This is a genomic window from Klebsiella sp. 141203, from assembly GCF_032601985.1.
GTDB lineage: Bacteria > Pseudomonadota > Gammaproteobacteria > Enterobacterales > Enterobacteriaceae > Klebsiella > Klebsiella aerogenes.
On record NZ_JAQIRL010000001.1, the window covers coordinates 774,964 to 787,462 of the forward strand.

Annotated in this window: 8 protein-coding genes; 2 read left to right on the top strand and 6 right to left on the bottom strand. The window is 52.0% G+C overall.

The annotated features are described in order from the left end of the window. Positions 1-48 precede the first annotated feature (48 nt). Positions 49-810: a YciK family oxidoreductase gene (locus PGR29_RS03815; RefSeq protein WP_316424083.1), complete on the top strand. Its 762-nt coding sequence runs from the start codon at positions 49-51 to the stop codon at positions 808-810. After that, entirely contained in the window at positions 807-1,397 is a 591-nt protein-coding gene (gene cobO, locus PGR29_RS03820) for a cob(I)yrinic acid a,c-diamide adenosyltransferase (RefSeq protein ID WP_015366219.1), read from the top strand. The genes PGR29_RS03815 and cobO overlap by 4 nt, the downstream gene beginning before the upstream one ends. Here the strand turns inward: cobO and PGR29_RS03825 are convergent. From PGR29_RS03825 to PGR29_RS03850, 6 genes are all read right to left on the bottom strand, one after another. Further along, complete coding sequence (locus PGR29_RS03825) at positions 1,369-2,343, bottom strand: helix-turn-helix transcriptional regulator (RefSeq protein WP_271032385.1); 975 nt, start codon at positions 2,341-2,343, stop codon at positions 1,369-1,371. The genes cobO and PGR29_RS03825 overlap by 29 nt on opposite strands. A 21-nt stretch (positions 2,344-2,364) precedes the next feature. Beyond that, positions 2,365-4,716, bottom strand: coding sequence for a beta-glucosidase family protein (locus PGR29_RS03830; RefSeq protein WP_316424084.1), 2,352 nt, complete (start codon positions 4,714-4,716; stop codon positions 2,365-2,367). A gap of 18 nt (positions 4,717-4,734) precedes the next feature. Next, positions 4,735-6,096 (bottom strand): MFS transporter, encoded by a 1,362-nt coding sequence (locus tag PGR29_RS03835; RefSeq protein WP_087859370.1) that lies wholly within the window; start codon positions 6,094-6,096, stop codon positions 4,735-4,737. Between the two features lie 177 nt (positions 6,097-6,273). Then, a complete protein-coding gene (gene rluB / locus PGR29_RS03840; protein ID WP_045393170.1) occupies positions 6,274-7,176 on the bottom strand; it encodes a 23S rRNA pseudouridine(2605) synthase RluB in 903 nt (300 codons plus the stop codon). 207 nt (positions 7,177-7,383) lie between these two features. Next, positions 7,384-9,966, bottom strand: a complete 2,583-nt coding sequence (locus tag PGR29_RS03845) for a bifunctional diguanylate cyclase/phosphodiesterase (RefSeq protein WP_316424085.1) — start codon at positions 9,964-9,966, stop codon at positions 7,384-7,386. 27 nt (positions 9,967-9,993) lie between these two features. After that, on the bottom strand, positions 9,994-12,474 hold the full coding sequence (locus PGR29_RS03850) for a bifunctional diguanylate cyclase/phosphodiesterase (protein WP_316424086.1): 2,481 nt from the start codon (positions 12,472-12,474) through the stop codon (positions 9,994-9,996). Between the last annotated feature and the right edge of the window lie 25 nt (positions 12,475-12,499).

A 12,499-nucleotide genomic window follows, 5' to 3' on the forward strand; every position in this document is an offset into this window, starting at 1 on the left:
AGATACCGAATAAGATGTGGCCGTACGCAGGCCAGCAGAGGAGTCGCCGTGCATTATCAACCGCAATATCACCTACTTAAAGACCGTATCATTCTGGTCACCGGCGCCAGCGACGGCATCGGCCGCGAAGCCGCCCTCACCTATGCGCGCTACAGCGCAAGCGTAGTACTGGTCGGCCGTAATGAAGAAAAGCTGTGCGGCGTCGCGCAAGAAATTGAACAGGCCGGCGGCATTGCCGCACGCTGGTTCACTCTCGACCTGTTGACATGCACGCCGCAGGAGTGCCAGCAGCTGGCGCAGAAAATCGCCATTCACTACCCGCGCCTTGACGGCGTACTGCACAACGCGGGCCTGCTCGGCGACGTATGTCCGATGGATCAGCAGGATCCTGAGGTATGGCAGCAGGTGATGCAGGTAAACGTTAACGGCACGTTTATGCTCACCCAGGCGCTTCTTCCTTTATTACTCAAGTCCGATTCCGGCTCGCTGGTGTTTACCTCTTCCAGCGTTGGCCGCCAGGGCCGCGCCAACTGGGGCGCCTACGCGGCCTCTAAATTCGCCACCGAAGGGATGATGCAGGTTCTGGCCGAAGAGTACCAAAGCCGTCATCTGCGGGTAAATTGTATCAATCCTGGCGGGACTCGCACCAAAATGCGCGCCAGCGCCTTCCCGACCGAAGATCCGCAAAAACTGAAAACCCCCGCCGATATCATGCCGGTCTATTTATGGTTGATGGGCGACGATAGCCGGCGTAAAACCGGTATGACCTTTGATGCCCAGCCGGGGCGTAAACCAGGGATCTCCCAATGAGCGATCAACGCTACCGCGAGCGCCAGCAGCGGGTAAAAGACAAAGTCGATGCGCGGGTCGCCGCCGCCCAGCAAGAACGCGGGCTAATCATGGTCTTTACCGGTAACGGCAAAGGCAAAACGACTGCCGCCTTCGGTACCGTCACCCGCGCGGTTGGACACGGCAAAAAAGCCGGCGTGGTGCAGTTTATCAAAGGTACCTGGCCTAACGGCGAGCGCAATTTGCTGGAGCCGCACGGCGTGGAGTTTCAGGTCATGGCCACCGGCTTTACCTGGGATACGCAAAATCGCGACAGCGATACCGCCGCCTGCCTCGATGTCTGGCAGCACGGGCGCCGAATGCTGGCCGACGACAGCCTGGATCTGGTGCTGCTGGATGAACTTACCTACATGGTGGCCTATGATTATCTGCCGCTGGAAGAGGTGCTGACGGCGCTGCGCAACCGTCCAGCGCATCAAACGGTGATGATTACCGGTCGCGGCTGCCACCGCGAGATCATCGAGATAGCCGACACCGTCAGCGAGTTACGCCCGGTAAAACACGCCTTTGACGCCGGGGTTAAAGCGCAGATGGGGATTGATTACTAAGCGCCAGTCGGGCCAGGAGCTGGCTATTGAGCGGCAGACACAAACAGTCCTCGCCGAGCGCCAGTTGCTGGTCGAGGACGTTTTGCCGCGAAACAAAGCGTTTGCGGTATTCGGTCGGCGTCAGTCCGCAGTATTTGTTAAAGGCGGCTATCAGGTATTTGTGCTCCTGAAAACCGCAGCTATGGCTGATTTCGGTGATCGGCGTGCGCGTATCGCGTAGTAGATTACGAGCCTTATTCAGCCGTACCAGAGTCAGATACTCTTTAAAGTTGTAACGACTCACCCGCTTAAACAGCCGGGAAAACCACGAATAGCTCATCCCGCTGTGCTCGGCCACTTCGCTTAACGTCAGTGGCCGGTCGTAATGCAGATTAATATAATCGATGCCTTTTTTAATCATCGACTCTTCGCGTAGCGAACTCTCCTCCCGCTCCTGCGGCTCGCCTGCCGTCACCAATGCATCAAGCAGCAAATATATCGCTGCGATACGCTGGAATGGCGTACGGTTATCGACTAGCTGTTGCAGCAGCGCCGTGAGCCGCTGGCGCACCTGCCAATCCGCATTCTGCGCAACACGCCCGGCGGTGCACCATTCCAGCCGCGGAGAGGGATGCATTTCATCAAACAGACCCGGCGAAAACTGTACGGTAACCAGCTGGCTACCAGCCATCTCCGCGCTGAGTGAATGCACTTCCTCCGCGTTGATATACAACATATCGCCCTCGCGTAGTAGCCACTCCCGCTGGCCGACGGCCAGCGTAAAACCGCCATGAAGGACGGTGATAAGCTCCGGCGCCGGGTGCCAGTGAGGTTCGCAGTAGCGCACCTCAGCGGCAAAAACGTTGAGTTTCTCAGCGTCGAAGGCGATCAGCTCATAACCGCTACCGGTCGCCGGCTGCCCGCTTTGCGTTACCTGACGAGGATGCGTCACTGAAAACGGGAACACGGGTTACCTCCTGAACTTTTGTTATTGATGATCCGCCAGCACGGCATTGAGTTCATCGCGGTCGATATCCAGCGCCAGGAATTCAGTCAATGCAATGAGCAAACCACAGAACAGATCCGGCGCCAGGCGGATAAGCTTTTCACGTACCTGGTCTGGCGCTACGCCGCTTTTCGCCGAAATCAGCGCCACCACGCGGGCAAAGGCTTCCGGCTGTTGAATAAGCTGTTGGAGAGAATTGTCGTCGCGCAGCGGTACGTAGCGCGCAGGGCAATCAATCTCAACGCTTGCCGTTAATGGAAGATCGCGTGACGAGGCACCCACGTAGATTTGCCACTGCCCTGGCGTCACCAGCCAATCCGCCAGCCCCGGATGATAGCAAGCTAAATCAGCGACGGGCAGCGCGAGCGCGACGCGACGCGTCTCTCCCGCCAGCAACGACACTTTGCTAAAGGCTTTCAGCGCGCGAACCTCGCGGATCAGTTCTCCCTCCGGGGCCGCAACGTACAGTTGTACAATCTCCTTGCCCTCACAGTCGCCGATATTCGTTAAATCAAACGCTACATGCAGGGTTTCGCCTTCGGCAAGCCGCGAGGCGGAGAGCGAAAGATTGGCATAGCGGAATTGGGTATAGCTCAGGCCAAAGCCAAACGGGAAACGCGGCGAAAGACGGCGTTTATCGTAATAGCGATAGCCGACAAATAATCCCTCGCCATAATGATGGCGCAGGTTTTCCCCCGGATACTGTAGCCAGGCGGGCGTCTCTTCGAGCGTATTTGGCACCGTTACGGTCAGCTTACCGCAGGGGTTGCATTTACCGAACAGAATTTCAGCCACGGCGCGCCCCATCCCCTGTCCGGCGAAGAAGGTTTCCAGCAGCGCCCGGCATTCGCCAAGCCATGGCATCACCACCGCGTCGCTGTTGGCCAGCACCACCACCACGTTTGGCTGTACCGCAGCGACCTCGCGGATCAGCCGTTCATGCGCGGGCAGAATATTCAGATCCTGGCGATCGCCATTCTCGCCATCCTCACCGACCGCCGTGCTGACAAAAACCACTGCTACATCGGCGGCACCGGCGACATCGCGCGCCTGCGCCAGAGCCTGCTCATCGCTTTGATTGTCGTCTGGCGCGCCCGGCGCCCACGAGACCTTAAAGTCATCCCCGGCAAGATCGAAAATCTCATCCAGCGGACGGTCAAGTAAATAGGGAACCGTGGTGGCGCAACCTGAGCCCTGTATCACCGGCTCCTGAGCGGGCTTACCGATCACCGCGATGCGCGGCGTTTTGTGTGGCTTCAGCGGCAGCAGGTTGTGTTCATTTTTCAGCAATACGATGGATTCTGCCGCTAAACGCTGCGATAACGCATGGTGTGCGGCAAAGTCAGCGCGCGTCTGCGGCCGGCGATGTCGTTGCACTTTATCGACCAGTTCAAGCATCCGCAAACAAGCCCGGTCTACCACCGGCATTGGAACCTCGCCGCAAGAGATTGCCGCCAGCAGGGTTTGTTTGTCCCGGCGGGTTTCCGGCATTGCCAGGTCGTTGCCGGCAAGCAGCGATGCCGGGCGATCTTTAATACCGTACCAGTCGGACATCACCAGACCGTCATATCCCCATTCCTCACGCAATACCTGGGTCAGTAAGAACGGATCCTGCGATGTTTGTACGCCATTAAGACGGTTATAAGAAGACATCACCGTCCAGGGCCGGGATTTGGCAATCGCTCGTTGAAAACCGGCGAGATAGATTTCGCGCAGCGCCCGCTCCTCAATAATCGAATCCATTTCGGTTCGCCGATACTCGGAGTTATTGGCGGCAAAATGTTTAAGACTGGCGCCGACGCCTTCGGCCTGTAAGCCGTTAATCAGCGCCGCGGCGATATCCCCGCTGACGACCGGGTCCTCTGAATAGTATTCATAGCCGCGTCCAGCCAGCGGGGTGCGCCGAATGTTAATTCCCGGCCCCAATAAAATACCCACTCCCATCTGCTGACACTCGCGTCCCAGCGCTGCGCCCATTTCCTGCACTAGTTCAACATCCCAGCTACAGGCCAGACTGGAGCCATTCGGAAAACAGGTGGCCGGCAGCGAGGCGCTGAACAACGCTTCGCTGCCGCCCTTCGCTACAGGCTCGTCGGCGCTGGCCTGGTCGGCGGTTTGAGTTATCACCGAGATGAAGTCATCCATGCTCCACTTTTCATTGCCATCTATTTGCGCACTGCTATAGCGCACGCCGTACGTACCATCGGTCATCACGATATCGGGGATACCATGCTGCGGCAACGATGCCGTACGCCACAGGCCACTGCCGGTCAGCAGCGCCACTTTTTCCTCTACCGACATGGCGGCAATAAGGGTACTAAAATCGTTATTCATCTCTCTGACTCCTTGAGGTTAAAGCGCGCTTTGCTTACGCAGGCTGATTTTTTGCACGATATCGCGATAGGTATTTTCATCCAACGAGTAGCAGGCTACGAAGATGGCGCTGATAGCGAACATCGCGCCGGGGAAGAGCGTCATCAGAATATTGATGCCATTAATCGCATCGCTGGTCACATTACCCGCATCATAGTGATAGAGATCCAGCATCCAGCCCGCGCAACCGCCGCCAATAGCCATCGCAATTTTGGTGATGAAGTTAAAGAAACCGTAGATTGCGCCTTCAGAGCGTACGCCGTGATGCCATTCAGCATATTCGACAGTGTCGGCAATCATCGACCACATGGCGACAAAGCCCATACCTAATGTGATGCTGTAAAGACATACACCGCTCATTATCAGCCACAGGTTATTACCAGCGATGAAATATTGCATCAGCACCCCCAGCACGCCAATTAACAACGCCAGAAGCGCCATTTTCTTTTTTCCTATCAGCGCAATCACTTTCTCGGAAATGATGGTTCCAACGATATAAGCACCTGATTGAATCATGAAGAAAGTTGCGGTAAACCCTTCGCTGCCGATAATGTATTTAATAAAGTAAATGGCGATCGCCATCCAGACGGTATAGGCGATATAGAAAAATACGGTAAATAATGACAGATGAATTAGTGGAGCATTGCCTAATACCGCACGGAACATTTCACGAAGCGTCGGCGCATTCATTTCATCCTCTTCGCCAACTCGTTCTTTGGTCATGGCAAAACAGGCAAGAAACATAAAAGTCGCTAACAGCGCAAAGCAGGAAACGGCAAAGACATAGCCCATCTGTTTGTCGTTAAAGGGCGAAATCAGCCAGTCGGCGGTTGTGGAAACAATCAGATACCCGACAATCGCCAACACAAAGCGGTACACGGACAGCGACGAGCGCGAGGCTTCATGCTGCGTCAGGCGGTTGGTCAATGCTGAATAAGGCGTGTTAACCGCCGTATAGGCCAGGCAATAAATGGTATAGGAAGCCAGCGCGAAATAAAATTTAGCTTCCCCGCCAAATGGCACAAAACACAACACGGTTAAAAAACCTAACGGTATCGCACCATATAATAGCCAGGGACGCAGCTTGCCATATTTACTCTGCGTCTTATCAATTGCAAAACCAATCAAAATATTAAATATTGCATCAATCACCCGGGCGATCACAAAGATCAGGCTCGCCTGTACCGCGCTGATGCCATAAATATTTGTATAAAAAAACAGTAAGAATAACGAGACAAAACCGAACGATAAATTAGAGGCGAAATCACCTAAGCCATAGCCTATCTTTTCTTTTACGCCGATGACCACATAGCTTGCCGATAACTTTGTTGTTGTACTCATTGCGGGCTACCTGTTTTTGTAATCAGTGCCGACAGTATATGGCGACGCTAATAACATCACTTTGCGTTATTTGTCTGCGTAATTCCTGTTTCTTGTCTTTATGCAAAAGTGTGAAAAATGTCACAAGCGAAGGGAAAAAGAGGAGCGTTCCGGCGGGAACCGCCGGAACGTACAGCATTAGCCGTTGGTCTTGTTGCGAGTGCTGGAACGGCGGTTGCCGTTATTACCCTGGCGAGGATTGCCGCTGGTCTGGCTATGACGCTTGACGGCACGGCGAATCTGATTCGCTTTCATGCGACGGCGATCTTTCTCCACCGCCACTTTGCTTTCGGTTTCCGCCGGCAGCTCCACCAGTTCACGCAGATAGTTGGTTTGCGCCAGATCCAGTTCCGTCCAGCCGCCGCGCGGCAGGCCTTTCGGCAGCAGAATATCGCCGTAGCGTACGCGAATAAGACGGCTGACCTGAACGCCGACGGCTTCCCACAGGCGACGCACTTCGCGGTTGCGCCCTTCGGTCAAGGTGACGTTATACCATTGGTTGATCCCTTCACCGCCGGTGAACTTAATCGTTTTAAACGCTGCAGGGCCATCTTCTAACTGTACGCCACGCGCCAGTTGGCGCAGCTTGTCTTCATCAACCTGGCCGAAAACGCGAACGGCGTATTCACGCTCGACTTCGCGGCTCGGGTGCATCAAACGGTTCGCCAGTTCACCATCGGTGGTAAACAGCAGCAGGCCGCAGGTGTTCACATCAAGGCGACCCACCGCAATCCAGCGCGCGCCGCGCAGTTTCGGCAGACGGTCAAATACCGTCGGGCGCCCTTCCGGATCGTTACGGGTGCAGAGTTCGCCTTCTGGCTTGTAATAGGCCAATACGCGGCAAATCTGCTCGGCAGATTCTTTTACCGAAATAAGATGGCCGTCGATACGAATTTTCAAACCAGGCACGATTTCTACGCGATCGCCGAGGGTTGCGACCTTACCATCCACGCTGACGCGGCCAGCTTCGATGATAGTTTCAATTTCACGGCGGGAGCCATGGCCAGCACGAGCCAGCACTTTCTGTAATTTCTCGCTCATAGAGCTTCCTTTAGGTGTCGCCTTCCCAGGCGTCTGATATGCTTTGGCGACAACAGGCCATTAAAACCACCAACCTGTTGTTATATAAATACTTTACACATTTTAAGGCGCCGTTCGTCAGCACTGTTAAACAGCGCGCGCGCCTGCGTGGGCGAACATACTACACTAACTTCAAAATGAATGCTTCACTGCGATACATTTCTCTGTCTATGGATTATCGCTCGCCGTCAATGAACTTGCCTTAAGGGGAAAGTGGGCAAATGGCGCCGGATGACTAAACAGGTATCCTTGCGCTTTCTGGCAACCGAGGTCGCGTAACTGGTCTTTTATCTCCTCATCTTCAATACCCTCAGCAACGACGGGCACCTTAAAACCCTGTGCCAGCACAATCAGCGATGCAATCACCGATTCCGCTTTGTCATCATCGGCGAATTGACAGATCAAACGGCGATCAATTTTGATGCTATCAAATGGCAGCGTATGTAAATAAGAGAGGCTGGATAAATTGACGCCAAAATCATCCAGCGCGACGGCAATACCATGGCGACGTAAATAAGCAATCATTCTGCTCATTCTGGTAGCATCGTTCATCAATAGCCGTTCGGTTATCTCAAGACAAATATTGCCCGTGACCAGCCCATTACGATAGATAACATCCATTAAATGCCAGGCAAAATCCTGTTGCAGGAGTTGAATCGCCGATACGTTGATATGCAGAATAAAGTTCGCCGGCGCCCCGCGGAGAATCATAGCGGACAGTTCCCGACAGGCCTCTTCAATAACCCAGCGCCCCAGCGGGATTATCAGCCCACTCTCTTCCGCCAGTGGGATGAAACGCTCGGGAGGAATTTCGCCTACCGTTTCGGAGCGCCAGCGAAGCAAACATTCTCCTTCCTGAAAAGCGCTTTGATCCTGCAAATCCACAATTGGCTGTAGCATCAGATGAAATTCATGTTGCTGGATCGCATCATGAAGATGCTCATGGAGTTGGATATTATAAAGCTCAGCCTCATGCATCTCGCCGCTGAAAAACGTCGCGACGCCGTTTCCCTGTTTCTGCGCATGGCGTAATGCAATCCATGCCTCACGCAACGTTTGTTCAATATTCTCTGCGTGGATCTCAGCCGTCACCAGGCCAATATTGCCGGTATAAACGTATTTGCTTGCCGTAGGAGACGCTTCATTATTGACGTCGATAAATAGTGAGGAGAGCAGTTCTCTGTAGCGCTGATGCTCTTTTGGCTGAGTTTGTCCTGGAAAAACCACGATAAGCTTATCTACTGTATCGCGGGAGATCAGCGTATTCGTCGGCAGTAAATTACGCAGGCGAAGAATATAATCGCTAATGAATTTTTCACCATACTCCGTACTTAAGGAATTGATAATAGCGTTCATATTACTGATATGCAGCAGCGCGAGCAGGTTTCTACCTTGATATAGCGATGTCTGACGCAGTAACCCCGTCCTCGAGAATAATCCGGTGGTTCTATCCTCTTCTATTTCGCGCCGTTGGGCGTCGAAACTTTCCGCCAGCTTATGCGATAGCGCCATAAATGTGGTTTCCAGAGAGGCTATTTCCGGGAAATGACGCTTATTATCTGGCGGCGTCCAGCGGTGCGTCGCAAGCTGATCCGCTTTACGGACAATATCCCGCAGCGGTTTTACCACCTTCGCCAGGCCACAGAAAACCACCAGCAGACCAAGTGTAAAAATGACAAACAGCATGCTCATGGTGATAGCTATATATTTAACGATGGTACGGGTAATCATTCTCGCTGGGCTAATCACAATCCCCGTCCAGTGCAGTATGTCATCACGGTCGGTGATTGGGAAAGCATCAACATAATATTCTTCTTTGCCGGAGCTAAAAAACTGCAATCCCGTGCGTTTATGCGTTTTTAAGGTGTGACTGGCTGCCACAACAACCGGTAAATGAGTGTTTTCAAGCGTTTGTAGATTCAACCGTGAGTGTTTTCCCCCAGCCAGCATATTTCGCGTCAATGATGGCACTGATGAAGAAATGAGCTCATTTTTTTCATTAACAATCAGCAGAATACTTTCCGGATGGGGTTTAAATTTTTCCAGGCTTTTATTTAGTTCGTTGAGGTGCAACTCGCTGGCGACGACGCCAACAAACTGTCCCTGGCGATTGAATGCCGGCGAGCTGAACGCAACGCCAATTTCATTTTCATATTCATAATCGCGAAAGGGTTTTGTCCAGTGCGAGCTCTGGTCTTTGGCAACCGCCGCATACCATTCGCGTTGCGTTGTTTGATAATCCGCTAGCACCGATTTTACCAATGAGTTCACCGTCAGGTGGCTATACGCCGTCAGATGGTGACCTGTTTGCGCATCTTTTACCGCAAGATAATCATTCGACTCGGCCTGGCCGCGCGCCACTTGAATAAAATCGCCATTTACTGCGCCAAATCCGACCAGATTGAGATAATGTTTGTTGCTGAAGACGTTATTGGTGGTATTGACCATTTCGCCGATCAGGCTGCGAACCGGGATCGCAGTACTGGATTGACGTCCGATCGCATGAACCAGTATCGCGTTCGATTGCGCGGGAACATCAATATAATCGTGGATGACTTCCTCGATATTGACTCTTTTCGCTCGCAGAATATCCTCACTCACCTCATCAAAAAAAGCATAACCTTCGTAGTAGAGAAAAGCATATGTCGTCAGCAGCACGACGAGAATTGTCGTGGCTAAGGTAAATATGATGGCCTGAGTTAGGGTGAACGGGTAACTGTTGACCGAAAGCTGTTTTTTTAATATTTGCATCGTTATTATCGCCGCTCGTCTTTGTCATCATTCCGGTTCAACAACGAAAAACCCATTGGCGACGTCAAAACTATCAAACGTTTTCGGCCGGGAATAATGATATCCCTGGGCCAAATCACAGCCCATCTCCTGCAGTTTTTCCGCCATTTCGCGCGTTTCAACGCCTTCGGCCACCAGCGGCACGGAAAAACTTCGCGCCAGCATTAACACCGAGGCAATAACCGCTTCGCTTTTTTTATCGTCTAGCACATTGCTAACAAACCCGCGGTCAATCTTCAGACAGTCAAACGGCAGTGAATGCAGATACGAGAGGCTGGAATAACCGGAACCAAAATCGTCAATCGCGACGCAAACGCCGAGGCGGCGTAAATAAGCCAGTATTTCGACAATCCGCCACGTGTCATGTAGCAAAACGCTTTCGGTGATTTCGAGACAAATATTGCGGTTCATCAAATCATTAGCGTGAATTGACTCCAGCAAATGCTGAGCAAAATCAGGTTGCTGAAGCTGAATTGCCGAGATATTGACGTGCAGTTTAAAATCACGCGGCGCGCCGCGCGTGATAAACGCGGCAAGTTCACGACAGGCGGTTTCAATTATCCATTTCCCTAACGGCACAATCATGCCGGTGTGCTCGGCAAGGGCGATAAATTTGTCGGGCGGCACGAAACCCGACACATTTGATTGCCAGCGGATCAGGCATTCACCTTCTTTACAAGGCCGCTGCGATTCAAATGAAACGATCGGCTGCAAAACGAGATGGAAACCTTCCGAATGGAGATCGTCGCATAACGCCTGATGCAGACGCAGATTATTCACTTCCTCTTCACGCATGGCGGCCGTGAAAAGTTTACTCGTACCGCTACGCTGCATCTGGGCATGCTGTAAAGCCAGACTAACATTCATCAGACATTCGCCGATGTTCTCTGGGGTTAATGATTCAATCAACATGCCAATATGGCCAGTAAATATATGCGATTCGCCTGACATATCAGAAGCAGACATACGAAAAACAGAAGCAAGTAGCGCGCTGTACCAGTCGACATCCTTTTCGGCATACATGCCATCAAAAGCGATAATGAACAAGTCTTCTCGATCACGACAACATAGTGCCCCTTCAGGCAATATTTTGCGAATGCGTAAAGTAAACTGGTGAATAAACTGTCGGGCCTGAGTCGTACCGAGCACATTCTTAACCGAGTTGTAGTTGTTAACGTATACCATCGCCAGCATATTGCGATGACGGTACAGCGACTCACAATGCAGTAAACCGCTACGGGTTAAAAAACCGGTTTCGCTATCTTCTTCCAGTTTCCGGCGTTTAGATTCGAAAGTGTCTGGAATAATTGCATATAGGTTGCTCAATGCTGCATCCAACGAGGCTATTTCCGGAAATACTCGTTTAGTTGGTTTCTTCCACGGCATTAACCCCAGATGCACTTTATCTGTAACGTCTTTTAAGGCGCCGGTGAAATGAGAAATAATCATCAACAGAATCAACATCAGAATAAAAATAAACAGTGTCGTGGCGAAGGTCACAAGTAGACGCTGTTTATTCATTTCCGCCATTTCCGCATGCTGTGGTGCGATAAGTACCGCCTTCCAGTTCAGCAGATGTTGGCGGTCCTGCACGCTAAAGGCGGTCGCCAACAAAGACTCGTCCTCAGTACGCAAGGAAAATGACGTCGGCGACGGCTGCGCCGAGGTAAGCTTTGCCATCAGTTGGCGATCCTGCTGCCATTTATGTTGGTTGCCGGAACGCGCGACAATGCGATTGTTGTCATCGATAAGTAGAAGAGCATAGCTTTTATCCGGCAGGAGACTCTGTAAATAAGCGGTCATATCTGCAGGTGTGGCGCCGCTGGCGATCGCCCCGACGAAGCGGCCTTGTTTATCGTACACTGGCTGGTTCCAGCTCATGATCAAACTGCCGGTAAAGAGAGAGCGTTGCCAGAACCCGTGCGTTTGCTGGCGAGCGCGGCGAAACTGCGGTAAATCAGCAACATTAAACGCGTTATTGACGTTGACAATATTGGTCTGCGGGCTTAACCCGCTGTATTTAACCAGGGAGTGATGATTATCGCGCTGGGTTCGCTGTAAATAAATTTGATTACTATGATTATCGCGAATAACAGCAATACTGGAGCCATTTTCCGCATACCACGACAGGCTCTGGAAGGCGGGCATGGTTTTAAACGCGCTCGCCGTCAAATACACCATTTCAGGAACTAAAGTATCCTTATCGATGTTGTTACTTTCGCCCTGAATATATTGTAAAAATAGATTCGTTATTTGTCGTGGGCGATCGACAGCATCCTCAAGTTTAAGCTGAATAGACGTATACTGAGAACCAATGATTTTTTTATCAATGGCACTACTGACCTGACGCGACTGATAGTTAAACAGGCTGGTCAGGCTGACAACAATCAGCATTAACGCCAGCAGCGAAACAACCAGTACGCTTTTTACCAGGGTGATGGGATAGGTATTTGAGGTCAGCTTTGGCATATATTAACGGTATTTAATCACTATT